Source organism: Pararobbsia alpina (genome assembly GCF_902859895.1).
GTDB classification, from domain to species: Bacteria; Pseudomonadota; Gammaproteobacteria; order Burkholderiales; family Burkholderiaceae; genus Pararobbsia; species Pararobbsia alpina.
On the sequence record NZ_CADIKM010000002.1, the window covers coordinates 244,696 to 267,852 of the forward strand.

The 23,157-nt window shown below is 62.5% G+C and carries 21 protein-coding genes; 13 read left to right on the plus strand and 8 right to left on the minus strand.

The genetic code is table 11. From position 1 onward, the window contains the following. Positions 1 to 96: 96 nt before the first annotated feature. The 4 genes from phhA (at position 97) to HV670_RS03215 (ending at position 3,751) form a co-directional block, all read left to right on the plus strand. Positions 97 to 987 carry a phenylalanine 4-monooxygenase gene (phhA, locus tag HV670_RS03200; RefSeq protein WP_175103189.1) on the plus strand — a complete coding sequence of 297 codons (891 nt, stop codon included), beginning with the start codon at positions 97 to 99 and terminating at the stop codon, positions 985 to 987. A 43-nt stretch (positions 988 to 1,030) separates the two neighbouring features. Then, positions 1,031 to 1,375, plus strand: a complete 345-nt coding sequence (locus HV670_RS03205) for a 4a-hydroxytetrahydrobiopterin dehydratase (protein WP_281362351.1) — start codon at positions 1,031 to 1,033, stop codon at positions 1,373 to 1,375. Between the two features lie 228 nt (positions 1,376 to 1,603). Further along, positions 1,604 to 2,290, plus strand: coding sequence for a response regulator (locus HV670_RS03210; protein ID WP_175103191.1), 687 nt, complete (start codon positions 1,604 to 1,606; stop codon positions 2,288 to 2,290). 12 nt (positions 2,291 to 2,302) lie between these two features. Further along, the gene (locus HV670_RS03215; RefSeq protein WP_175103192.1) at positions 2,303 to 3,751 is read left to right on the plus strand and encodes a sensor histidine kinase; all 1,449 of its coding nucleotides are present in this window, start codon (positions 2,303 to 2,305) and stop codon (positions 3,749 to 3,751) included. 39 nt (positions 3,752 to 3,790) lie between these two features. On the opposite strand, the gene HV670_RS03220 is transcribed toward HV670_RS03215, so the two are convergent. The 5 genes from HV670_RS03220 to mnmC1 all read right to left on the minus strand — a co-directional run bounded on the left by HV670_RS03220 (position 3,791) and on the right by mnmC1 (position 10,930). Then, positions 3,791 to 4,246, minus strand: a complete 456-nt coding sequence (locus HV670_RS03220; protein ID WP_175103193.1) for an SET domain-containing protein — start codon at positions 4,244 to 4,246, stop codon at positions 3,791 to 3,793. Between the two features lie 613 nt (positions 4,247 to 4,859). Further along, entirely contained in the window at positions 4,860 to 5,606 is a 747-nt protein-coding gene (locus tag HV670_RS03230) for a MarR family winged helix-turn-helix transcriptional regulator (protein ID WP_175103356.1), read from the minus strand. Between the two features lie 370 nt (positions 5,607 to 5,976). After that, entirely contained in the window at positions 5,977 to 7,092 is a 1,116-nt protein-coding gene (locus tag HV670_RS03235; RefSeq protein WP_175103195.1) for a YbdK family carboxylate-amine ligase, read from the minus strand. Between the two features lie 3 nt (positions 7,093 to 7,095). Beyond that, the gene (locus HV670_RS03240) at positions 7,096 to 8,298 is read right to left on the minus strand and encodes a cation:proton antiporter (protein WP_175103196.1); all 1,203 of its coding nucleotides are present in this window, start codon (positions 8,296 to 8,298) and stop codon (positions 7,096 to 7,098) included. Between the two features lie 655 nt (positions 8,299 to 8,953). Next, positions 8,954 to 10,930 carry an FAD-dependent 5-carboxymethylaminomethyl-2-thiouridine(34) oxidoreductase MnmC1 gene (mnmC1, locus tag HV670_RS03245; RefSeq protein ID WP_175103197.1) on the minus strand — a complete coding sequence of 659 codons (1,977 nt, stop codon included), beginning with the start codon at positions 10,928 to 10,930 and terminating at the stop codon, positions 8,954 to 8,956. A 322-nt stretch (positions 10,931 to 11,252) separates the two neighbouring features. Here mnmC1 and HV670_RS03250 point away from each other — a divergent pair, with 322 nt between their 5' ends. Further along, positions 11,253 to 11,534, plus strand: a complete 282-nt coding sequence (locus tag HV670_RS03250) for an HU family DNA-binding protein (RefSeq protein ID WP_175103198.1) — start codon at positions 11,253 to 11,255, stop codon at positions 11,532 to 11,534. 220 nt (positions 11,535 to 11,754) lie between these two features. Here the strand turns inward: HV670_RS03250 and HV670_RS03255 are convergent, their stop codons facing one another. Further along, positions 11,755 to 12,984: a CobW family GTP-binding protein gene (locus HV670_RS03255; RefSeq protein ID WP_175103199.1), complete on the minus strand. Its 1,230-nt coding sequence runs from the start codon at positions 12,982 to 12,984 to the stop codon at positions 11,755 to 11,757. A 184-nt stretch (positions 12,985 to 13,168) separates the two neighbouring features. Continuing rightward, positions 13,169 to 13,609, minus strand: coding sequence for a lytic transglycosylase domain-containing protein (locus HV670_RS03260; protein ID WP_175103200.1), 441 nt, complete (start codon positions 13,607 to 13,609; stop codon positions 13,169 to 13,171). A 349-nt stretch (positions 13,610 to 13,958) separates the two neighbouring features. Here HV670_RS03260 and gspD point away from each other — a divergent pair, with 349 nt between their 5' ends. Genes gspD through gspF form a run of 3 tightly spaced genes read left to right on the plus strand, consistent with a single transcriptional unit; the run spans position 13,959 to position 19,120 of the window. After that, positions 13,959 to 16,346, plus strand: a complete 2,388-nt coding sequence (gene gspD / locus HV670_RS03265; RefSeq protein ID WP_175103201.1) for a type II secretion system secretin GspD — start codon at positions 13,959 to 13,961, stop codon at positions 16,344 to 16,346. A 21-nt stretch (positions 16,347 to 16,367) separates the two neighbouring features. Then, positions 16,368 to 17,903, plus strand: coding sequence for a type II secretion system ATPase GspE (gene gspE / locus HV670_RS03270; RefSeq protein ID WP_175103202.1), 1,536 nt, complete (start codon positions 16,368 to 16,370; stop codon positions 17,901 to 17,903). Next, positions 17,903 to 19,120 (plus strand): type II secretion system inner membrane protein GspF, encoded by a 1,218-nt coding sequence (gene gspF, locus HV670_RS03275; protein WP_175103203.1) that lies wholly within the window; start codon positions 17,903 to 17,905, stop codon positions 19,118 to 19,120. Before gspE ends, gspF begins: the two co-directional genes overlap by 1 nt. Before the next feature lie 114 nt (positions 19,121 to 19,234). On the opposite strand, the gene HV670_RS03280 is transcribed toward gspF, so the two are convergent. Beyond that, positions 19,235 to 19,645 (minus strand): type II secretion system protein N, encoded by a 411-nt coding sequence (locus HV670_RS03280; RefSeq protein WP_175103204.1) that lies wholly within the window; start codon positions 19,643 to 19,645, stop codon positions 19,235 to 19,237. Between the two features lie 227 nt (positions 19,646 to 19,872). Between HV670_RS03280 and gspG the strand changes: the two genes are divergently transcribed. The 5 genes from gspG to gspK are packed head-to-tail and all read left to right on the plus strand — an operon-like array spanning position 19,873 to position 23,155. Then, positions 19,873 to 20,316: a type II secretion system major pseudopilin GspG gene (gene gspG, locus HV670_RS03285; RefSeq protein WP_175103357.1), complete on the plus strand. Its 444-nt coding sequence runs from the start codon at positions 19,873 to 19,875 to the stop codon at positions 20,314 to 20,316. A 27-nt stretch (positions 20,317 to 20,343) separates the two neighbouring features. Then, positions 20,344 to 20,853 (plus strand): GspH/FimT family pseudopilin, encoded by a 510-nt coding sequence (locus tag HV670_RS03290; protein ID WP_175103358.1) that lies wholly within the window; start codon positions 20,344 to 20,346, stop codon positions 20,851 to 20,853. A 16-nt stretch (positions 20,854 to 20,869) separates the two neighbouring features. Then, entirely contained in the window at positions 20,870 to 21,262 is a 393-nt protein-coding gene (gene gspI / locus HV670_RS03295) for a type II secretion system minor pseudopilin GspI (protein WP_175103205.1), read from the plus strand. Next, positions 21,240 to 21,938 (plus strand): PulJ/GspJ family protein, encoded by a 699-nt coding sequence (locus tag HV670_RS03300; RefSeq protein WP_175103206.1) that lies wholly within the window; start codon positions 21,240 to 21,242, stop codon positions 21,936 to 21,938. Before gspI ends, HV670_RS03300 begins: the two co-directional genes overlap by 23 nt. Then, positions 21,938 to 23,155, plus strand: a complete 1,218-nt coding sequence (gene gspK, locus HV670_RS03305) for a type II secretion system minor pseudopilin GspK (RefSeq protein WP_246256947.1) — start codon at positions 21,938 to 21,940, stop codon at positions 23,153 to 23,155. The genes HV670_RS03300 and gspK overlap by 1 nt, the downstream gene beginning before the upstream one ends. Positions 23,156 to 23,157: the final 2 nt, after the last annotated feature.

Genomic DNA, 23,157 nt, shown 5'->3' on the forward strand with positions numbered 1-23,157 from the left:
AGCTCGCAACACGCTTGCGGCAACTCCGCGAGCACGTTGGAGAAATCCGATGGGAAACACGCGGAAACCCGAAGGGGCCCGTTTTGGGGAATCGCCATGTCTGCCCTCGTTACCGAAAAGCTTCACGAACAATTCGACGCCGGACTCGTCACGCGCGCCGACTTCACGATCGATCAGCCCTATGAGCGCTACTCGATTGCCGACCATACCGTCTGGCAGGAGCTCTACGCGCGTCAGACGACACTGCTGCGCGGACGCGTCTGCGAACCGTTCCTGCGAGGCATCGATCGCCTGGGCCTCGCGCCGGATCGGATTCCGAATTTCGATGCGCTCAGCGGCAAGCTGATGCCGGCGACGGGCTGGCAAATCGTGGCCGTGCCCGGTCTCGTGCCCGACGAGGTCTTCTTCGATCACCTTGCCAACCGCCGTTTCCCCGTGACATGGTGGATGCGCGGGCGCGACAAGCTCGATTACCTGCAAGAACCCGACTGTTTTCACGACTTGTACGGCCATGTGCCGCTGTTGTCCGATCCGGTCTTCGCCGACTATATGCAGCTCTATGGTCAGCAAGGCCTGGCTGCGGTGAAGCTTGGCGTGTTGCCGATGCTCGCCCGGCTCTACTGGTACACGGTCGAGTTCGGCTTGATTCGCGACGCATCGGCCGCGGCTGGCCTCAAGATCTATGGTGCGGGGATCGCATCGAGCCGGACCGAATCAATCTACAGCCTCGAATCCGACGCGCCGAACCGCCTGGCGTTCGACCTCTCACGAGTCGTCAACACCCGGTACCGAATCGACACCGTCCAGAAGACGTATTTCGTTATCGATAGCTTCGAACAGCTTTTCGAGGCAGTTCAGCAGGACTTGGGCGCCGTCTTCCAACAGGCCGCAACGCGTGAGCCCTACCGGGCAGGCGACGTACTGGTGAGCGATTGCGTGATCCAGCGCGGCACCGGGGAAGGCTGGCTCGACGACGGTGACGTTTGATGGGGGCTCGTGAAACAATGAGGCATATGCTGTCGTTGGCGAGATGCCTGACAGGACGTGCGAGCCAAAGGAGGTTCACCCGATGATCACCAAACTCACGGCGGAAGAACGTAAATCGACGCTGGCCGAACTGCCGGGATGGGAACCCACGGTCGGGCGCGATGCGCTGCACAAGTCGTTCAAGTTCGAAGACTTCAATGCGGCATTCGGGTTCATGACGCGCATCGCCATCAAGGCCCAGGAACTCAATCACCACCCGGAATGGTTCAACGTCTACAACCAGGTTGAAATCACCTTGTCGACCCATGAGGCAAGCGGGCTTACGCAGCGCGACATCGAACTCGCCCGATTCATCGAAAAAGTGTCGGCGGGCGCCACCAGGTCCTAGCCTCGGCTGCCCGTTCTCACAGGTTCGGATATCGTGTCCCCTCGCCGTGAAAGCGGTCTCCCGTGCGGTCAACGCCTCCTGAAAGCCCGACAGAAACCGTAAGCGGAATGAATTTTCAGGGCTGTACAATAAAACGCGTCAAATGCGCATATCGCCGGATCTGCCGGATTCACACGGCAGGGGCAACGGGTTCCCGGCTAACACCCGACACTGTACTGAGTGAATAACATGCGACTCCTGCTGATTGAAGACGACCGCCCGATCGCGCGGGGTATCCAAAGCAGCCTCGAACAGGCTGGCTTCACCGTCGACATGGTTCACGACGGCATTTTTGCCGAGCAAGCGCTGACGCAGAACCGACACGAACTGGTGATTCTCGATCTGGGCCTGCCCGGCATCGACGGCATGACGCTGCTCACGCGCTTCCGCCAGGGCAATCGGCATACCCCCGTGATCGTGCTGACTGCCCGCGACGAACTGCACGACCGCGTGCAGGGTCTCAACGGTGGCGCCGACGACTACATGATCAAGCCCTTCGAGCCTTCTGAACTCGAAGCACGGATTCGTGCCGTCATGCGCCGCAGCGGACCGCACAACGACGCGCCGCGTCCGGAAGTCACGCTCGGCGGGCTGCGTCTGTCCGGCGTCGATCGCCGCATCTTCAACGGCGAAAAGGCCCTCGAGCTGTCGCCGCGCGAGTTCGCGGTACTCGAACTGCTGCTCTTGCGCCATGGCCGCGTCGTCAGCAAGGCGCAGCTTCAGGACCATCTGACGCACTTTGGCGGCGATCTTGGCGATACCGCGATCGAAGTCTATGTGCACCGCGTGCGCCGCAAGCTAGAAAACTGCCGTGTTGAAATCGTCACGGTACGTGGCTTCGGTTATCTGCTCCAAGAAATTCGGCCGGCCTCCTAAGCACTGAACCGCATGCCTGCACGCAGCGGTCCGGCTCCCAGCCTGCGCCGCTCGCTGCTGCGCAGACTGGCGGTACCCTTTTCCCTGCTTGCGCTCGCCAGCGGGCTGATCGCGTTCGGCCTCGCACTTCAGTACACCGAGCGTGTGGTCGACCGCTCCTTGTCCGACCTCGCGACCGCAATCGCCCAGGAAGTCCATGTATCGGGCGACCGCGCCGACGAGACCGTTCCTTCGCTCGCCGAAGCAATGTTCTCGGATCCCGTCGAGCAACTCGTCTACCGCGTCTCGGACGGCCAGATCGAACTGGCCGGTAGCGCGGGCTTGCCGCTCGAAGGCACCGACGTGCGCAGGATGGACCGTGCCACGCTGTTCGATGCGACGTTCGAAGGCAACAGCGTGCGCGTCGCCCAGGTCCTGGCGCCACGTGTCAACGGAAGGCCGCTGATCATCGAGGTCGGCCAGCGTTTTGGGCGCCGCTATCGGCTGGCGGCCGAATTCCTCACGGCGATCATGATGCCGCTCGTGATCCTCCTGCTGGTTGGCTCGATCATTGTTTGGCGTGTCGTCAACCAGCAACTGGGGCCGCTTGGCGTGCTCGCCGACTCGCTGAACCAGCAAACCCACAATTCGCTCGAACAGGTCGATGAAACTTACGTGCCGAGCGAAATCCGGCCGCTGACCAGCGCGGTCAACGGCTTGCTCGAACGGTTGAATCTCGCACTCGATGCGCAGCGCAAGTTTATCGCCGATGCCGCGCATCAGCTGCGCACGCCCCTGACAGCGATCAAGCTGCACGCCGAACAGGCCTTCCACGCGCGCGACGACGTCGCGCAGCGAGCGGCCATCAACGAATTGCGCGCCTCGGCGGATCGGGCGGTACGGTTATCCAATCAATTGCTCTCTCTCGCCCGAGCGGAACCGGGAGAACAGACCGCGCGCTTTGTCAGTGTCGATCTGGTCGAGCTTGCGTTCGAGACAGGTGCGGAATGGGTGCCGCGCGCCATCGCGCGGCATATCGACCTCGGCTTCGCGGAAAGCAACGCGACGCACTCGCGCCCCGCGGGCGAACGCATGATCGTCAACGGCAATCCAGTACTGCTCAGCGAAGTCCTCGCGAACCTGATCGACAATGCGCTCAAATACGTGCCGCCCTATCGCGTCAACGACGGCCGTATCACGATCATGGTCTCACGCTATTTCGACGGTACGGATACGCCGCTTGCCGAGCTGGTCGTCGAAGACAACGGCCCCGGTGTCCCGCCCGCGATGCGGGCGGAATTGTTCAAGCGCTTTTTCCGCGGGGACGGACATGGCGAGTCCGACGGTGGAGCCGGACTCGGACTCGCGATCGTTCGCGACATCGTTGTCCTCCACGGCGGGACGATCCACTATGAAGATGGCTCGGGCGGTGGCTCGCGCTTCGTGATTCATCTGCCGCTCGCCCCGGATCAAAAGAGCTAGGGGCGTTGCGCCCCACGCGTTTCGCTACGGCGACGTCCCTCAGCGGCCCTTCTTCGGCGCGAGCATGGTGTGGCGGCAATTCGCCGAACCGCACCGGCATTCATATTCACGCTGCAGCTTTTTCGTATAGCGTGCATTCACGACCAGCCCGTAGTCGTAGAAGAGCTCCTCACCCTTCTTGAGGGTCCGTCCAGCGAGAATGAATACGCGTCCATCGATCTCTTCGGCTTCGCAATTCGGCGAGCAGGAGTGATTGATCCAGCGCGAACTGTTGCCGCCGACCTTGCCATCGAGCACATCGCCGCCGTCAAGCGCGAAATAAAAGGTGTGGTGAGGGTCGTCGGGATCATGCGGATGACGCCGCAGCGCTTCCTTCCACGAAATCCGTTCGCCCTTGTACTCGAGCAGCCGTTCACCCGCCGCGATGCGCGAAGCGGCAAACACGCCCTTGCCATGCACACCTGAGCGACGCACGACAATCCTGCGTGAAGTCATCGACCCATTCCTTTTGAGACTACGAATAGAGAAAGTGCGCAGTCAGACCGCGCGCATGCAGCGGCATCCTACCGTTGTGCGCGCGCAAGTTCAACGCGTGCCTGCAATCTGCTCGCTGAATCGATGAATAGCAACATGCGGCGGCGGCCGCCGAGATCATCGGGCGCCGTATACGAATGCCTACCGGATGGTGCGAAGGCACGGCGGGACGCAACGCATCGGCCATCACCGGCATCGACGCGCCCGACACCCCCAAGTGGATCCGATGCCAGCCGGTCGTCTCGCCCGGCCCGGCCGGGTGTTGACGCATGGGTGCGGTGATCACGCGATTTGCCGATGGCAAATCACGCAGCTTCAATCAGGGCGACAGCGTGCTCGTCGATTCGACTTCGCCTGAAGATTAGCGATCGGGAATAGCACGCTTGAATTGCTCTCGCCGACACGGTCGCGCGGAAATTCAAAGCTTCAGAGAGCGATCTTTCATCTTTGAAATATCGCTTTCTGCAATCTTAATGTCCGACTTGATTATTGGTATTCGACATGTGGATTCGGTTATACCAATTAGCAGGCGGGATCGAAATTCCAATACGCGACGATCGGGTCGGGAGACCGGCTACACCTGCTTGAGGAGCTTCCAGTTGCGAGCCTGGGTTGCCGCATCCGCCGCCTCATAGGCCAGGCACTCAAGCCGCAGCGTGTTGCGGTTCAGGACCTGTTCGAGCGTCACGCATTGAAAACTGTCGGACTTCGCCGCAGCCTTGGATGCCCCCACCGCGCCACTGGCCTTCGTCACCTTGATGGTCCGGCTGCGCTTGGCCGCGGTGCCCTCCTGGGCATCGGTCGGCTCGAACCAGCGGCATGTTCCGCACATGCGGTGCGCAGGCATCGTGCCACGGATCTCGAGTTCCCGGATCAGCTTGAACAAGCCGCTGTAAAGCGCGGCCTGCTCCTCGTCACGCAAGGTCGTGAGCGCGCCGGACATGAAACCGGGCCACTGCGCCGCACGTTTGGCCGCCGTCCGTCCACGAGGCGTGAGTTTGACCGCCAGGGCCCGGCGATCATCCGCGGCACGGCGCTTCTCGATCAGCCCCTTTTCCTCGAGCGTACTGACAGCATCGCTCGTGGTTGCGGCCGTCAAGGCCGTGTCACGAGCGATATCGTTCAGACGCAGTGGCTTTCGGCGCTGCATCAGCAATACCAGGATTTCGCCCTGGGTCGGCGTAAGGCCCGCCCCTTCAGCCCAGTTCCACGCCCGATTGCGCATCGCGGTATTCAAACGAAGCAATCCTTGCGTAATCCGCTCTGTAGGGTGGTCCCCGTATATAGCCACTTCATCCAACACTTGCGCTACTTTGGTCATTTGCGTCGAACCCGCTTCTGATTTTTTCAACATTCTATGCGACTCTTAAAAACATTTCAGTGTCTTTATACACTCGCCCTGTGAATAAACGGGGGATAAGTCCGGCGAAACAGGTGGATAGTTTCTGAATAATTCACAGACGACACCGTAAGCCTAAAAGATGTCCACCCTCGCAGGCCTTGTATCCCATCCTTATACGTACAGTTCTACGTTACGGAAGACTTTGATTTTGAAAGAGAAAATCGAGTTACCCACAGAATCCGGTCAAGCTTGTTAACTACTATCATGTATACATAGAGTAAACCTATGAACCGTGTAAGTCTCTCGCTTCCTGGCAGAAATGTTTATTTTGCCCTCGTGCCTTGGCTGCTCAGGTACGCCACTGGATGCATTGCTGACGCACGACCTCGGGCAGCGAGTCGCCGTGGCGATACGTCTCGCGCAACCACGTTGCATCGTTGATCTGACTGCGAGCGACCGACGCGATCTCCTCGAGGGCTTCGGTCGAGCCCAAAGCCTCTGCATGTGGTGCAAGCTTGTCGAGCGTCGCGAGTACATCGTCGGCAATCGTCCGACGCTCACCCGTCTCCGGCGCGACGAGGGTTCCCGCGAGTCCGAAGCGGCATGCTTCGAAACGGTTGAACGTGTACACGAGATAGTCGTCTTCGTGCAGCGTCAACGGCCGGTCGAGCAAGAGGTAACGGGCAAGCGTCTGGATGTAGGCCGCGAGTACCGCGGCGCGATCGACGGACAATGGGGTATCGAGTACCCGGACCTCGATCGTGCCAAACTCCGGCTTGGGCCGGATATCCCAATAGAAATCCTTCATTCCCCCGATGACCCCGGTGTTGACCATCTTCGAAAAATAGTCTTCGAAGTTTTCCCAGTTCAGCACATAGGGGGCTCGGCCGGACATCGGGAATGCAAACACTGAGTTGAGCCGGGCCGAATGAAAGCCCGTGTCGACACCCTGCACATAGGGCGACGACGCCGACAACGCGATGAAGTGTGGAATGAAACGTGACATCGAATGCAGCAGGAAGAGCGCACTGTCAGCACTCGGGCAGCCGATATGCACATGCTGGCCGAACACGGTGAACTGTTTGGCCAGGTAGCCGTAGAGTTCAGAGAGGTACTGGAAGCGCGGCGTATCGAAGATCTGTCGCTCGTTCCATTGTTGAAAAGTGTGTGTTCCGCCGCCGCACAGGCCGACATTGAGCTTGTCGGCTGCGGAAACGAGCGCATCGCGCAGCACGCGCAGTTCGTCGCGCGCCTGCGTGTAGGTCGTGCAGACGCCTGTCGCGATCTCGATCATGCTTTCTGTAATCTCGGGCTTGATATCGCCCGCGACCTTACGCTCGCGAATCAACCGCATCAGGTCCGACGACGCATTGGTCAGATCATAGTCGTGCAGATTGACAATCTGGAGTTCGAGCTCGACACCGAAAGTGAACGATTCCGATCGGTTGAATGCTTCAAGTACCATGCCTCATTGCCCTCGTTCGTTGATGGCCGCCAGGGCGCGATAGACGATGACCGGTGCGATCAGTTGCAGCGCGGCGATCGAACACATGACGATCGCACGCAGCGCGGGGTCGAAATCAGGATAGAGCGTGTAAGTATCGGAGCAAAGCAGGAAGGCGAGCGCCGACATCGGCGATAGCGACACCCCGAGCGCCGCGCCCTGTTTCCAGTCGAGCCCGCTTGGCCTCGCGAACACCAGCGACCCCGCGAGCTTCGCGACAAACCGCGCGCCGATCAACGCCAGCGCCGCCACGCCGCCGAGCGGTATGTATTTCCATTCGAACGACAGCAAGGTCACGCCGAACAACACGACCGTCAATAGCCACCCGGCCGTGCCGAAATGGGTCGGCCAAAGCAGCGGACGCGGATCGAGATTCTTGAAAATGATGCCGGCTGCCAGCAAGGCCATGATGGTCGACAACTTCAGCACGTGTGCAACCGCGATTGCCAGCAGAATCAATCCGAACAGCGTGACGAATGAATGCTCGTCGGCAATGCTCACGCGCCTGAAGAAGAAGTTGCAGCTAATGGCGAGCAACCAGGCCAGCAGGAACGAACCGATGATGAAAAACGGGGGCTGAATCAGCGTGGCCCAGACATTTCCATAGAACTCCTGGTGAAGCCAGCCGGACAGGAGTTTGAGGACCACCACCGCGTACATGCTGTTCAATGCGCTCAGGGTCATGAGCCGTTCTGTCACCTGCCCCTGACTCTTGAGCTCCGCTCTGAGCTGGATCACCATCGCTGGAGAAGTCGCCATCGCGATCGAGGCCGCGACGGCCGACGTCATCGGCGCAACATGAAGCAGATGCAAGGCGAACCACACCGCGACAAACGTCAGTGCCGCTTCGCCGACGCTCATGACGACAAGCCAGGGATTCATCCGGATCCAGCGCAAGCTCACGCGGCTGCCGAGTTCGAACAGCAGGAGGCCGAGCGCAATATCCATCAACAGACGCGCATCCTCGGCCAGTGCGCTGTCGATCAAGCCAAGTCCGGCCGGCCCCGCGACCAGCCCGATCACGCCGTACCCAATCAGGCGCGGTACACGCCAAGCGCGCCAGCACAGTTCTCCGCATAGTCCGGCGGCTACCAGGGTCAAGCCGACCCAGAGCGCGATGTCCGCGGTGAACGGCCACTCGGGCAAAAAAGCGAATGCGGACTTCATTATCAGTACTTCTCCTGTCTGGAATGCATTGCCGGATCAATTCGGCAACGAGGTGCATGGCACGCAGCGCGCATGCCTGCCCGATCGCCCGATGCAATAAAGACCGGCACGACCTGAGAACACGGCTCGGAGTGACCTTGCCCGGAAGCAAGACCCTCACGTGATTGGACTTGCCATATGCGTCTGGCTTGCCGCCGGATGCCTGGCTATTTGACGTACGCATGTGAACGCATGAGCACATGCATTCGTAATGCTCGTGAAAGCGACTTCACAGAAATCGCTGGGGCATTGTGCCATAGCTTCCGAGGCGATTTGTGCGGGGAAACGTAAGCCGACCGCGCGGGCTTTAGGTCTGTTAACGCTTTCTTTGTATACACATAGTAGAAGTTAACAAGGGCCTGCCCTTTCTGTGGATAACTACCTTTTTCTTTTGAAGATCAAATGCTTGCAGAACGAATAAGGCGGTGCGCGGAGGGTGGAACGAACGCCGGAGCCCGGGAGAACTCGCAGGCTCGCCGAGCAGGCCGCTCAGTTGTGCCCAAACGGTCCACAGCGAGTCCAGGGGGTTTGCCCCCTGCTTATCAACAAGCTATTGTGGACAACATAGGGGTGTTACGTGAGCGCAGGAGCGCTATTGAAGTCCGGCCCGAACTGTTCAATGCACGGCGCGCTGCCGCAAGGCACGTTGAAGAAAACGTGCGGGATCGAAGCCGTCGGCAATGTCACGCGTAACGGGCAAGGGCTCGCCGAGAATCTGGGAGGCAATGATTTCCGCGCCAAGCGCGGCCCAGGTCAGGCCGCGCGAGCCGTAGCCATAGGCGCCATAAAGTCCCCCCTTGCGAGGCAGGTCGAGCGGCCATGCGCCGCTGAGGCGTCCGGCTTGCTGACGCGCGGTTTCCTCGTCGGCAAGCTGCCCGATCATCGGCATCCGGTCGCTCGTTACGCAACGGAACGCAACGCGACCCGCCATCGCGCGATCCGCGGCTTGAGCACGCAGCGTTTGCGCAACCGCAGGTATCAGCCGGCTCAGTCGGTCGAGGTTGTCTTGTTGGCTGTCCTCACGCAAGTGCTCATCGGGGTCGTCAAGTTCATAACTTGCCCCGATCAGCTGACGGCCGCGATGCGCTGAGTCCGGAAGGACATATCCGTCGCCGATCAGGGGGTGCCTGAGCGCGGCGACCGGGCTTGGATCGAGCCAGGTGAGCTGGCCGCGTATCGAGCGCACGGGCGCATGCTCGAGCGAGGCGAGCCGCGAGGCGTCGGCCGCGTTCGCCACGATCGCGACCGGTGCCGATGCGAGGCGATTGCCGGTCGAATCCATCGCATGCCAGAGTCCGTCGCTGTGCACGAGCGTCGCGACTGCGCGATTGAAATGCCGTGTCAATGTCGTGCGCGAACTCGCGGCGGCAAGTTGCGCATGGCAGAGCGAAGCGGGATCGAGCATACCGCCACGAGAAAAATACAAGCCGCCATGAGCCGGTTTCACACCCAGAATTGCATATGCGTCGTCGGCAGACACATATCGAACCAATTCGTCTGGAAAACCGAGCGTGGAGAGGGCATCGCGATAGGCGGCTTCTTCCTCGGCTGTCGTTGCGACCTGTACCAGTCCGTCGGCACGCCAGTCGAATTTGAATCCCTGTGCGTCGAGGGCTTGCCATCGCCGTAGCGCGTAGAGGAAACCGGCGCGCGTAGCACGTGCCGCGAGACTGTCGTCAGCCGAGATCACCGGATGAAAAACCCCTGCCGGATTGCCCGAGGCGCGTGTCGCGGGTCCGGCGGCGGTATCGATCAGCGCGAGGTCCAGACCGCGCTCGGCGAGCCGCTCGGCGAGCGCGCATCCGGCAAGACCGGCACCGATGATCATCGCATCGGAATAAGTCCGGCTTCCCGAGTAGACCGGTGCGGCTGGGCTTTGGTGGGGTTCGCCGGTTTGCTGCCCTTTCAGATGGCCTGTGTTGATTGAAGGTTCGGGCAGCGGGGGGTCATGGCGGCGCACGCGCCACTTCGGCGCGAAGTGTCCTCTCGTGAGGGAAGGCATAAACGCCCTGCTATCCGCGCTATCCAGGTCGTCGAATACGAAGCCCGTGGATTTGAGACTCACGCCCAGCGCATCGGTCAGGTCCTCGCAGGCCACGGTTGCAGACTCTCCGGCCAGACGAGCGATGCCCTTGGACAGCTCGGCCGTGCCGATGCGTCCTTGCGCGACAGCATCAGGATCGTTCAGATGGAAGGCATCCGCACGCAGCCAGAGTGCGGCGAGCGATGCATCAAGTGCGTCGAACGCGAGTGTAAGCACCACCCGGCCCTGCGCGAACTCGAGTCGATGGACACCGCGGACAGCAAGTGGCCACTGGGTTGCAAGCTCGCGTGCAAGCGCATCGAATGCGGGTGCCGAGGAGACTTCCGCCATGTCGAGCTTTTCGATCGCGAACCGCCAGTTGGCCGGTTGGCTTTCAATCGAAACCACATGCAGTCTTTCGCAACGTTGCGAGGGATCATCGCTCTGCCATGCATGCCATGCGGCCAAAAAACGCCGACCCGAATCGAAGCGGGTCTCCATGATCGTGAACAGCTTTTGACCCTGCCAGCGAGCACTCAAGTTACTCGAGTCGATCTGCACAGACTCCATGCGAACGCGCCTTCGCACCCGCTCCGGGACCGGCCCATCGGCCGCCGAGGCAGGTGGGACAAGGCCCTCGGGCGGGTCACCGGATGCCGATGCAGGCTGTCTGTGCATTGTTGAATTTTGTAAAAATCCCGCAAACCCCCGTGTTTACTGGCTTTGCGATGGGGTATCATGGCCGCGCGACGAGTGTTCGCGTGGTTGTGCAAGTCGGGTCGTAACCCCAGACGCCTTTACTGGCGGGGCTGACCACTCGACGGCATGAGCGGCGCACGTATAATCGGCGCGTTCGTGCTGTTGGTTTAAACCTAACTCATAAAGGACTTCCATGAACAAACAGGAACTGATCGACGCCGTCGCCGCCCAGACCGGCGCCAGCAAGGCACAAACCGGCGAGACGCTGGACACGCTTCTCGACGTCGTCAAGAAGGCGGTTTCGAAAGGCGACGCTGTGCAACTGATCGGCTTCGGCAGCTTCGGCTCGGGCAAGCGTGCGGCACGCACCGGCCGTAACCCGAAGACGGGCGAGACCATCAAGATTCCGGCGGCGAAGACGGTCAAGTTTACCGCCGGCAAGGCATTCAAGGACGCGGTCAATAACAAGAAGTAAGCAGCCCCAAGGCGCAAGCGTCCGCGCGGTCGAGCGGTTCACGCTCGAGCGGTCAGCCCTGACTGGGTATCGAAGCCCGCCCGTACTATCGGCGGGTTTTTTTTGGGAGCCCGGTCAGGACTGGTGTTAGTCGCCGAGACCTGCGTCGCATTGTCCCGGTCCGCATTGTTTCGATCGGCTCCGATCGATCACGCCCGTCACCGATCGCGCGATGCGACGCTTACCGATGACCGTGATCGTGGGGAGCGTTTCCGGCTCCCGCTGCGGTTCTCTCATCCTCATCTTCTTCCCCGTGCTCATGATCGTCGTCCCACTGCGGAAACGGATCATCGAACTGACGCCAGCCTTCCTTTCCCAGCGCGAACTCCGAATCGCTCAGCAGGCACGCATCCAGTCTGCGCTGCCACGCGTCGTGGTCGAGATCCATGCCGATCATCACGAGTTCCTGCCGCCGGTCGCCGACCGTCTCGCGTCCCTCGGCGTCGGGTGAAGCAAACCAGTCGTGCGCGATCTCGGCCTTGAATGCTTCATCTTCAGGCCATTCGTCGGCGGGCTGGGCGGCCCACCAGAATCCGGCAGGGCCATGACGGCAGGTGCCGCCGACCTGTGACAGGGTGCCCGCCATGTCGTTGCGTGTGGCAATCCAGAACAAGCCCTTGCTGCGCAGCACCCCTGCCCATTCCTGGTGAAGAAGTGCAAACAGGCGCTCGGGATGAAAAGGCCGGCGTGCGCGATACACGAATGGGGCCACGCCAGAAGAACGACCATCCAGACTCTTGCCGGGGCCATCGGTCGGATCGATGGCCGAACCCGTCGCGTCGCTCTGGCCTAGCGCGCCGAGCCATCCCGCTGCCGACGCCGTGGCTTCGAAGTCGAAACGGCCCGCGCCGACCAGCGCTTCGATGGGGACATCGCCGGCTCGCGCGACAAGCTGAACGGCTCGCGGGTTGATCTTCGCAAGGACCTGCTGGAGACGCGCGAGCATCGCTTCTTCGACCGGGCGGGTCTGGTCGATCACCAGCACGTCGCAGAATTCGACCTGTTCGATCGACAGTTCGCCGACCGTTCGATCGTCTTCATCGGGGACCAGTCCGCGTTCAGCCAGACCCTCGGCCGAGAGCAGTTCGTCGAGGAAATGGGCGGCATCGATCACAGTCGCCATCGTGTCGATCGTGATGAGCGTCTCAAGGGTTTGGCCTTCGTCATCCTCGAGCACGAGCGATTCGGCAATCGAAAGCGGCTCGGCGCTGGCAGGCGATTCGACCACGATCGCGTCGACATTGCCGACTTCGGCGATACGAACGACTTCCGCGCGCAGATCGCCGGTGTTTTCGCGAATCACCGCGAGGCGGCGCGTGCCGGCATTCGCCAGCAGATGATCGAGCAGTGCGGCTTTACCGGCGCGGGCAAGGCCGGATACCACCGTGACAGGCAGGGGATGGACGGTCATTGAATTGATACTTGAAATAGAAACGCCACCATACAGTGGTACTGTGCCGCGGTCGAGACGGCAACAGGGCGAATCCGTGGCAACCCTTACGGGAAACCCTTAGGAACAGCGGGGTATCCGTGCCAGTGCCGGCCGGACCGGCTGCGGCCTTGGCTAAGTCAGCATCCTGGCTGGCCGGCAACGTTCAACGCGTGAGCGTCACGATTTTCCATTTGACAAGGATCGCGATGATCTGTTTCGCATAGGCGTTGCGCAGGGACGGCGTCGCTGAATGATAGGCGCCGACCGCCTGCCAGGTGTTGCCGTACTTGTTCATCTGACGCCGCAGATGCCAGGCCGCGATATAGACGTTCTTGCACGGCTCCATCAGCGTGTCCGAAGAAATGCCGTATTGGGAGAGTGTTGGAAGATGGACCGAATTGATCTGCATAAGCCCGTAGTCCGTCGAGCCATTATCGTTCTTATGAATCGCGTTCCCACGGTTATGGGACTCCTGCCAGGCGATGGCGCGCAGCACATAGGGATTGACATGCTGATAGGAGGCGGCCGCGTCGAAACAGTCCGCCTGCGCGGGCAAGGCATTGGACAGACACAGGACGGCAGCGGTGGCGATCAGGGTTTTCATGGACGGCGATTCAGTCGCGGTAGGGCCACCACCGCCGCTGTATCGAGCATTGGTTGCGGGCCGTCGTCATCATACCTGCGCTGTTTGACAGGAAATGGACGGCAGCGCACACAGCGTTGCATTTCTGTTTTTTTGTCATGCGCGTGAAGTAATCTTCTGAACGCTTTTCATCCCCGTCGTGTAAATAGGTAACAAAGGACTTTACACATGCTCTCGAACGCTCGACAGCGAGCGATTTCGTCCCAAAAAGCTGCTAATGTTCGGGTTTCACGCCAGGCGGAAACGGCAGGATCGCCTTACCGCGCTGAACCCGGCAGAAGTATGAAAGACCGCAATTCCCAGATGATCCATGACTAGAAAATTCTTCGCCGCGAATCGGATAGTTCGCTCGCTTCTGCTTACGGGGTTATTGACGGCGAGCGTTGCGCGCGCCGCGGTTACGCTGAATTTCGTCAACGCCGATATTGACCAGGTCGCCAAGGCCATCGGCGCGGCGACTGGCCAGACCATCCTTGTCGACCCGCGCGTCAAAGGGCAAATCAATGTGGTCTCCGAACAAAGTGTGCCGGAGGACCAGGCCATCAAGATCCTGACGGCCGCGCTGCGCATGCAGGGTTTTGCGATGGTCACCGATCATGGCGTGCTCAAGGTGGTGCCGGAAGCCGATGCGAAACTCCAGGGCGTACCAACTTACGTCGGCAACACGCCTGTTGCCCGCGGCGACTCGGTGATCACCCAGGTGTTCCAGCTTCATCGCGAGTCGGCCAACAACCTGCTGCCGGTTTTGCGACCGCTCATTACGCCGAACAACACGGTCGCCGCCTATCCGGCGAACAACACGATCGTCGTGACCGACTACGCGGACAATGTGCGCCGGATCGCCGCGATCATCGCGGGCATCGATGGCGTATCGAGCGGGCCCGACATGGCGGTCGTGCAGCTCAAGAATGCGAATTCCATCGAGCTCGCGGCGGAACTGATCAAGCTTCTGGATCCGGGCTCGGTCGGCAATACCGATGCGACGCTCAAGGTCTCGGTGCTCGCCGACCCGCGGACCAATTCGCTGATGCTGCGCACAAGCAACAGCGCGCGCATGGATACCGCCAAGCACCTGATCGCCGAACTCGATTCGGCAAGCAAGGAACCCGGCAATATGCACGTGGTGCCGCTACGTAACGCCGACGCCACGCAACTTGCGAAGACGCTGCACGGCATGATGGGCGAGAGCGGCGGCGGTGCGTCGTCTTCATCCGGCTCGGGCAGCAAGGACAGCTTCAACCAGAACAACGGCGGCCTGTCGAGCAGCAGCAGTTCGTCCTCGAGCAGCGGCGCGGGCGGCATGGCCCCGTTGCCGACCGGCATGGGCACGTCGGGCTCGGGCGGCGGTTATGGCGGTAGCAGTGCGGGCGGCGGTTCGGGCGGTCTGCTCGGCGGCAGCAAGGATGGTTCCTCCGACGAGAACCAGCCGGGTGGCATGATCCAGCCCGATGTGGCGACCAACTCGCTGATCATCACGGCATCCGATGCGGTCTACCGGAACCTGCGCAATGTCATCGATCAGCTCGATCAACGCCGCGCACAAGTCTATATCGAGGCGCTGATCGTGGAAATGTCGGCGACCTCGAGTGCCGCGCTCGGCATCCAGTGGCAGGGCCTCATCAGTTCGAGCAGCGGTAACAACGCCCTATTCGCGGGGACCAACTTCGGCTCGGGCGGTTCGAACATCATCGACCTCACCACGGGCGCCATTCTCGGCAAGACCAATCCCGCAGCGCTGGTTCCGCCCGCGCAAGGCCTGAACGTCGGCTTGCTGCACAGCTTCGGCGGCACGCTCGCACTCGGCGCATTGCTGCAGGCGCTCGACAACATCGGCAATATCAACGTGCTGTCGACGCCGAACATGATCACACTGGACAACGAAGAAGCGAAGATCGTTGTCGGCCAAAATATTCCGATCGTGACCGGTTCGTATGCGCAGACGGGCACCACGGCATCCGTGACGCCGTTTCAGACCTTCGATCGCGAGGATGTGGGCATCACGCTGCACGTCAAACCGCAGATCACCGAGAACGGCGTGATCAAGCTTCAGCTCTATACAGAAAGTTCGAGCGTCGAGCAGAACACGCTGACCTCGACGTCAGGGCCGACCATCGACAAGCGCTCGATTCAATCGACCGTATTATCGGACGACGGGCAGATCATCGTGCTCGGCGGCCTGATCCAGGACAACTATACGGACGGCGATAGCAAGATTCCGTTTCTGGGCGACATTCCCGTGCTCGGCGCGCTGTTCCGCTCGGAAAACAAGTCGCGCTCGAAGACTAACCTGATGGTTTTCCTGCGCCCCGTGATTGTTCACGACGCCCACCAGAGCCAGGCAATCTCGCTGAACCGCTACGACTACATCCGGGCCCAGACCACCCAGTTCAAGTCCGACAACTTCATGACGGTCGATCACAACACGCCGACGGCGCCGCCGCTGGGCCCGAACGGAAGTGGCTCGCTGGCTCCGGTTGATCGCGATCCGAACGCGCCGGCGATTCCGCAGTCTCAGGGACAGGCGGGTTCGGCGAATCTGCAACCAAGCGGGCAACAAAACGGGCTTCAAAACGGATTTCAGAACGGACTGCCAAATGGCTTGCCCGCGATGCCGCAACAGCCGCCCGTTTCGAATCCGGTGCCGGGAACGGCGCCGCAGGCCGTACCGCTCGCGCCCAACAACGCGGTCGGGCAGTAAGGTGCTTCGGAGAATGACAGCATGACGTCAACTGCGCCTGTCAGGCCGGATTCGCCGGCCCGCATCAACCCTCCCCCGCCTGATCGCGCGGTGCCGCCGACGGCCGCGCGCAGCATCGAGCCGCCCTCGCCGCTCGCCGCTCGCACGCTGCCCTATGGTTTCTCGCGTAACAGCCAGATCCTCGTTGCGCAACAGCATGCCGACGGGCTCGAGGTCTGGATCAGCGAGCGCACCCCGGCGGCGGCGATTGCCGAGGTCGCGCGCAATTTCGGCGCGCTGCGACTGGTGCGCATCGATGCGGCCGAACTCGCACTTGCCATCAGCAGCGCCTATGCACGCCAGGACGGCAGCGCCGCCCAAGTGGTCGGCGAGGTCGAGGGTGAAGTGGACCTGTCGCTGCTGATGCAGGACATCCCCGAGATCGAGGATTTGCTCGAATCGGAAGACGATGCGCCGATCATCCGGATGATTAATGCGCTGCTGACCCAGGCCGCGCGCGAAGGGGCATCCGATATCCATATCGAGCCGTTTGAAAATGCGTCCGTCGTGCGTTTTCGGGTCGACGGCACGCTACGCGACGTGGTGCGTCCTAAAAAGGCCTTGCATGGCGCGCTGATCTCGCGGATCAAGATCATGGCGCAGCTCGATATCGCCGAAAAGCGCCTGCCGCAGGACGGCCGGATCACACTTCGCGTTGGTGGCCGCCCGGTCGACGTCCGCGTTTCGACGCTGCCGACCGGCCATGGCGAACGCGCGGTGCTGCGGATGCTCGAAAAGGATTCGCAGCGCCTCAATCTCGAGGCGCTCGGCATGGGCACCGATACCCAGGTGCGCTTCGACAAGCTGATTTCGCGTCCGCACGGCATCGTTCTCGTGACCGGGCCGACCGGCTCGGGCAAGACGACCACGCTCTATGCGGCGCTTTCGCGCCTCGAGACCGAGACGAGCAACATCATGACCGTCGAGGATCCGATCGAATACGACCTGACCGGCATCGGCCAGACACAGGTCAACGACCGGATCGGCATGTCGTTCGCGCGCGCCCTGCGCTCGATTCTGCGGCAGGATCCGGACATCATCATGATCGGTGAAATCCGCGATCTCGAAACTGCGCAGATCGCCGTGCAGGCATCGCTGACGGGCCACCTCGTGCTGGCTACGTTGCACACGAACGATGCGGCGTCGGCCGTCACGCGTCTGACCGATATGGGTGTCGAGCCCTACCTGCTCGCCTCGAGCCTGCTCGGCGTGCTCGCGCAGCGGCTCGTGCGGCGCCTGTGCCCGGCCTGCAAGGTCGAGCGCGACGGCAGCTGGCATCCGGTCGGCTGCGATGCCTGCGGCCGCTCAGGCTATGCGGGCCGGCGCGGCGTCTATGAATTGCTGACGGTCGACGATGCCATCCGCACGCAGATCCATACCCAGGCATCGGATGCCGAGATCCTGGCGGCCGCTCGGGCGACCGGCGGCATGCGGACCCTGCGCGAGGATGCTGACCGCTGGATCTCGCAGGGCTTTACCTCGCTTGAAGAAGTGATTCGCGTAACCGGCGGCGACTGATGCCAGCATTCCGTTTTGAAGCACTCGATACCGCCGGCAAGTCGCAGCGCGGTGTCATCGAAGCCGACACCGCGCGCAGCGCGCGCGGTCAGTTGCGCACCCAGGGCCTCACGCCCGTGCTTGTCGAACCCGCGGGCCAGCGAGCGCGAGGGGCGCGCAGTGAGAAGCTGTCGTTCGGCCGCAGCTTGTCGCAACGTGAACAGGCGCTGTTCACGCGCCAGCTGGCGAGCCTGATGGTCGCCGGGTTGCCGGTCGACGAAGCGCTCGGTGTACTGTCCGACCAGGCCGAACGCGAATATGTCCGCGAGCTCGTCGCGGCGATCCGCGCGGAAGTGCTCGGTGGCCAGTCGCTGGCGGGCGCGTTGCAGCGGCACCCGCGCGACTTCCCGGAAATCTACCGCGCGCTCGTCTCGGCCGGGGAGCACACGGGCAAGCTCGGCATCGTGCTCACGCGGCTTGCCGACTATATTGAGCAGCGTAATGCGCTCAAGCAAAAGATCGTGCTGGCGTTCACCTATCCGGGCATCGTCACGCTCGTGGCCTTCGGCATCGTCTCGTTTCTGCTCAGCTATGTGGTGCCGCAGGTCGTCAGCGTGTTCGCGACGACCAAGCAGTCATTGCCGCTGATCACCGTGGTGATGATGGCGCTCTCGGACTATGTGCGTCACGACTGGTGGATCGGCCTGATCGTGCTGGTCGCGCTCGGCTGGCTCACGCGCCGCGTGCTCGCGCAGCGCGGACCGAAGCTCGCCTTTCACCGCTGGCTGCTGACAGCGCCGCTCGTCGGCAAGCTCGTGCGCGGCTATAACACGGTGCGCTTCGCAAGCACGCTTGCGATCCTGACCGCGGCGGGCGTGCCGATCCTGCGGGCATTGCAGGCGGCCGGCGAGACATTGAGCAACGCGGCGATGCGCGAGAACGTCGACGATGCGATCGTCCGCGTGCGCGAGGGGACGTCGCTCTCACGTGCGCTTGCGGGCACGCGGACCTTTCCGCCCGTGCTGGTTCACCTGATCCGTTCGGGTGAAGCGACCGGCGACGTGACCACCATGCTCGATCGGGCGGCCAATGGCGAAGCGATGGAACTCGAGCGACGCACGATGTTCCTGACGAGCCTGCTCGAACCGCTGCTGATTCTCGCGATGGGCGGCATGGTTCTGGTGATCGTGCTCGCGGTCATGTTGCCGATCATCGAACTCAACCAGTTGGTGCAATGAGGCCAGCGGGTTCTGCGGCACGCGCCTGAACGGTAAAGACCGTGAGCGGGGCGTTTTCTGAGCGGCCGATGCGAGGCCGGGCGGGTTGTGGAGTCCCGCTCCGGCTCAGTGAGACTAGTGGACCCAGATCGTTGGGCCGGCACCGTTGGCGGGCATCGTCACTTCGCTTTTCACGCCGTTGCGCTCGACGATGATCGAGCGGGAGCGCACCTCGCTGAGGGTCGCACCGCCGCCGGCGGCCTGACCGAGCGCGATGGCATGGGGCGGTTCGCCCGCGTAGCTGACGATCGCGGCCGCATCGTGAGCGTTGAGCGCGAGCACGCCGATGAGCTGGATTTGCGAGACGCGCGTCGGCTGGCTGCCGAAGAGCTGGGCGGCTTCGCTGGCGCTGGGCTCGGTCTGCGCGAGCGCGGCCGGCGACGGGGCGGCCGGTCGCTGGCCCAGCGTAATGACCCAGTAGGTCACGGTCGCGCAGAGCAGTGCGAACAGTGCAAGCGAGACGAGGCGGAAGTAGAGGCGGTTCATGCGCATGATTGTACGGCGGGTGCACGGCACGAAGATGACGAATCTAGACCGGCGGCCGGGGAAGTGATGGCCCGTGCAGCGTGCAGAATAAAGGGCGCCGCACGATTAAACGTCATCATCTCGCTCTACAATGCGGCGGCGCGTTTTACTTTGAAAGAGAGAGGCAGCAAGTCATGCAAATGTTATCGAAGCGTGTTGTGTCGGCGCAATTCGCCGGCTCGTCGCCGATGTCAGCCGCGCCGCGTGCACGCACGCGCAGGCAACGGGGTTTCACGCTGATCGAAGTGATGGTGGTGATCGCGATCCTGGGCATTCTCGCCGCGTTGATCGTGCCGAAGATCATGAGCCGCCCCGATGAAGCACGCCGGGTCGCGGCGAGACAGGACATCGCGACCATCATGCAGGCCCTCAAGCTGTACCGGCTCGACAACGGCCGTTACCCGGGGCAGGACCAGGGCCTGACCGCGCTCGTCAAGAAGCCCGATACCGATCCCGTGCCCAACAACTGGAAGGATGGCGGCTATCTCGAGCGGCTGCCCAATGACCCCTGGGGTGCGCCCTATCAGTATCTGATCCCCGGCGCGCATGACGAGATCGACGTCTTCAGCTTCGGCGCGGACGGCAAGCCGGGCGGCGAAGGCAACAATGCCGATATCGGCTCCTGGCAATAGTGCGGGCATGACGTGAAAGCTTTGCGCATGGGCGCGACGGGACAGACCGCGCGCACGCCGCGGACCACGCCGACCGCGCGGGGTTTCACGCTGATCGAAATGCTGGTCGTGCTCGTGATCGCGGGCATTCTCGTCGCGGCCGCCTCACTGACGCTGACGCGCAATCCGCGTACGGACCTGGCCGAGGAAGCGCAACGCCTCGCGCTTGCGTTTGAAACGGCGAGTGACGATGCGCAACTGCGTTCGGCGCCGCTCGCGTGGGAGCCGGAGTCCGGCGGCTACCGCTTCCTCGCACGCGAGCGCGACGGCAGCTGGCGCACGCTCGGCGACGATCAACTGCTGCTGCCGCGCAAGTGGTCCACTGAGGTCTCGAAGGTCGGCATCCGCTACCCAGGCGTGCAGAATTCGCAAGGCGATGCCGATCGTGTCGTGTTCGGTATCGAAGCGATCGATCTGCCTGTGGTGGTCACGCTGTATGGGCCGTCCGCTGAAGTCAGGGTGGTCGGCACGGGCAATGGCCGCTATGCCGTCCAGTAATTCCGGAGTTTCTTCCATGTCGCTGCGCCGTGTGCGCCGGTCGGCCGGCTTCACGATGATCGAGGTGCTGGTCGCGCTGGCGATCATCGCCATCGCACTGGGTGCGTCGTTGCGCGCGGTCGGCAGCCTCGCGACAAATTCAACGCGGCTGCACGAGCGGATGCTCGCCGGGTGGAGCGCCGACAATGTGCTCGCGACGATGCGGCTCGAGCGACGCTGGCCCGAAATCGGCAGCACCGTAACGGCGTGTTCCCAGGCCGACCTCGACCTGCGCTGCACCGTGACGGTCCGCGCGACGCCCAATCCCCTGTTCCGCCAGGTCGAGGTCGTGGTCCGCCTCGTCAACGGCAACGATTCCCTGGCAAGCATCTCGACGGTGGTACCGAATGAATCGCGACGCTCGTTATAGCTATCCAACCGGATATCCGAGCGGGCGCCCCTTTGGCCGCCAGTCCGGCTTCACGCTGATCGAGATGCTCGTCGCGATCGCGCTGCTCGCGGTCGTCGCGGTCCTCTCGTATCGCGGGCTCGACGCCATGGTGCGCAGCCGCGCGACGCTCACGGCCCATATGTCGAGCGAACGCGCGATGTCACAGTTGTTCGCGCAGATGAGCGTCGACGTGCGCAACGCTGCGAGCGACGATGAACTCGGCCAGCCGCCGGTACGCGTGGGCGGTGGCATGCTCCAGATCGTGCGGCACCTGCGCCTGGCAGGTGGGGCGCCGCGCTTGCAGGTCGTCCGGTATCGCGCCGTCGATCGGCGCGTAATCCGCGAGATCTCCCCGACGATCTCAACGATCGGCCAACTGCGCACGGCACTGAACGGTCCTGCCGGGGACAACTGGTATTCGCTTGCGCTGGCCGACCAGGTCGAGGGTTTCAGCTCACAGGCCTGGGTTCCCGAACATGGCTTTACATCGGACATGGGCATCGCGCGCGACGAACTGAACGCCGACGCCAAGGCCCCGACGATTCTGCCGGACGGCAACGGCCCGCTGCCGCGCAGTGTCACGGGCGTCGCCGTCGAGGTCCGGCTGCATGGCGCCCCTGCGCCGATTCGGCGCGTGCTGCTGGTGGGTGAGTGATGCGCAAACGGATCTCCTCTTCGTCTCCGCTCGTGCCCAGTGCGCAGCCGTCGCGCGCGCTGCGAGCCCTCGCATCCTGGACCGGGATGCGGCCCGGCGGGCTTCGGGTTCGCGAGCTGTCGCCTTCCCGTCGTGAGCGGCAGCGCGGTGTCGCGATCATCAGCGCATTGCTGGTGGTCGCGCTGTCGGCGATTCTGGTGGCGGGCATTCTCTGGCGTCAGCAAGTACAGATCCGACGGATCGAGAACCAGCGCCTGATCAACCAGTCGGAATGGGTGGTGCACGGCACGATCGACTGGGCCCGTCTCGTGTTGCGCTCGGCCGCCGACACCTCGCCCATCGACTACCTCGGTGGGGTCTGGGCGGTGCCGATTGCCGAGACGCGGCTGTCCGACCTGCTCGGCAAGTTCGGCGGCGCGGCGGGTGGCGACCTGGAAGTTGCGAGCGACACCTGGGTCGCGGGCTCGATCGAGGATGCACAGGCCAAGTTCAACCTGCGCAATCTCGCGAATGCCAGTGCGACGGGCGCTGACCAGATCGACCCGACGCAGGTCCAGGCTTTCCAGAAACTCCTTGCCGAGCTCGGCCTCAGCAGCCAGCTCGCGGGGCCGGCCGCGCAGTATGTGCGATCCTCGCTTCAGTACTCGCTGGGGCGCACGCGGCAAAGCGCGGTGAGCAGCCCGATCGGCGCCAGCGGCGTGCCGAATGTGCCGGTACCGCAACAGGGCGGGACCAACGGCCCGTTCACCTCGAACCCCGGTCTCGACGACGGCGACGACAATTCGGCAAGCCGGCCGCTGCCGATCGACTCCGTGGGGGCGCTGCTCGATATTCCCGGTTTCACGCCGGACGTCGTCGCGCGGCTCGCGCCGTTCGTGACCGTGCTACCGACCGTGACGCCGATCAATGTGAATACCGCGAGTGCCGTGGTGATCGCGGCAGTCGTGCCGGGCCTGTCGCTTTCGAGCGCACAGGGCCTGGTTTCGACGCGGGATCAGATATTCTTTGTCACGATATCCGATTTCGTGAACCGTGCGCAGGCCATGGTCGGGCCGGGGCTCCAGGTCGCGTCCACCGATGTCGACGTGAGAACCAGTTACTTCATCCTGCATGGCCGGATCCGGCGCGGTCGCGCGCAATTGCATCGCGACGCGCTGATCTACCGTGACGCGATGACACACAGTACCCGTATCGTCAGTGTCGAAGATGCGCCTTAAGA

What these genes read in the sequence shown, in the direction of transcription:
- phhA (WP_175103189.1), top strand. Translation starts at nt 97, where the DNA reads ATGTCTGCCCTCGTTACCGAAAAGCTTCACGAACAATTCGACGCCGGA.
- HV670_RS03205 (WP_281362351.1), top strand. Translation starts at nt 1,031, where the DNA reads ATGCCTGACAGGACGTGCGAGCCAAAGGAGGTTCACCCGATGATCACC.
- HV670_RS03210 (WP_175103191.1), top strand. Translation starts at nt 1,604, where the DNA reads ATGCGACTCCTGCTGATTGAAGACGACCGCCCGATCGCGCGGGGTATC.
- HV670_RS03215 (WP_175103192.1), top strand. Translation starts at nt 2,303, where the DNA reads ATGCCTGCACGCAGCGGTCCGGCTCCCAGCCTGCGCCGCTCGCTGCTG.
- HV670_RS03220 (WP_175103193.1), bottom strand. Translation starts at nt 4,246, where the DNA reads ATGACTTCACGCAGGATTGTCGTGCGTCGCTCAGGTGTGCATGGCAAG.
- HV670_RS03230 (WP_175103356.1), bottom strand. Translation starts at nt 5,606, where the DNA reads ATGACCAAAGTAGCGCAAGTGTTGGATGAAGTGGCTATATACGGGGAC.
- HV670_RS03235 (WP_175103195.1), bottom strand. Translation starts at nt 7,092, where the DNA reads ATGGTACTTGAAGCATTCAACCGATCGGAATCGTTCACTTTCGGTGTC.
- HV670_RS03240 (WP_175103196.1), bottom strand. Translation starts at nt 8,298, where the DNA reads ATGAAGTCCGCATTCGCTTTTTTGCCCGAGTGGCCGTTCACCGCGGAC.
- mnmC1 (WP_175103197.1), bottom strand. Translation starts at nt 10,930, where the DNA reads ATGGAGTCTGTGCAGATCGACTCGAGTAACTTGAGTGCTCGCTGGCAG.
- HV670_RS03250 (WP_175103198.1), top strand. Translation starts at nt 11,253, where the DNA reads ATGAACAAACAGGAACTGATCGACGCCGTCGCCGCCCAGACCGGCGCC.
- HV670_RS03255 (WP_175103199.1), bottom strand. Translation starts at nt 12,984, where the DNA reads ATGACCGTCCATCCCCTGCCTGTCACGGTGGTATCCGGCCTTGCCCGC.
- HV670_RS03260 (WP_175103200.1), bottom strand. Translation starts at nt 13,609, where the DNA reads ATGAAAACCCTGATCGCCACCGCTGCCGTCCTGTGTCTGTCCAATGCC.
- gspD (WP_175103201.1), top strand. Translation starts at nt 13,959, where the DNA reads ATGACTAGAAAATTCTTCGCCGCGAATCGGATAGTTCGCTCGCTTCTG.
- gspE (WP_175103202.1), top strand. Translation starts at nt 16,368, where the DNA reads ATGACGTCAACTGCGCCTGTCAGGCCGGATTCGCCGGCCCGCATCAAC.
- gspF (WP_175103203.1), top strand. Translation starts at nt 17,903, where the DNA reads ATGCCAGCATTCCGTTTTGAAGCACTCGATACCGCCGGCAAGTCGCAG.
- HV670_RS03280 (WP_175103204.1), bottom strand. Translation starts at nt 19,645, where the DNA reads ATGAACCGCCTCTACTTCCGCCTCGTCTCGCTTGCACTGTTCGCACTG.
- gspG (WP_175103357.1), top strand. Translation starts at nt 19,873, where the DNA reads ATGTCAGCCGCGCCGCGTGCACGCACGCGCAGGCAACGGGGTTTCACG.
- HV670_RS03290 (WP_175103358.1), top strand. Translation starts at nt 20,344, where the DNA reads ATGGGCGCGACGGGACAGACCGCGCGCACGCCGCGGACCACGCCGACC.
- gspI (WP_175103205.1), top strand. Translation starts at nt 20,870, where the DNA reads ATGTCGCTGCGCCGTGTGCGCCGGTCGGCCGGCTTCACGATGATCGAG.
- HV670_RS03300 (WP_175103206.1), top strand. Translation starts at nt 21,240, where the DNA reads ATGAATCGCGACGCTCGTTATAGCTATCCAACCGGATATCCGAGCGGG.
- gspK (WP_246256947.1), top strand. Translation starts at nt 21,938, where the DNA reads ATGCGCAAACGGATCTCCTCTTCGTCTCCGCTCGTGCCCAGTGCGCAG.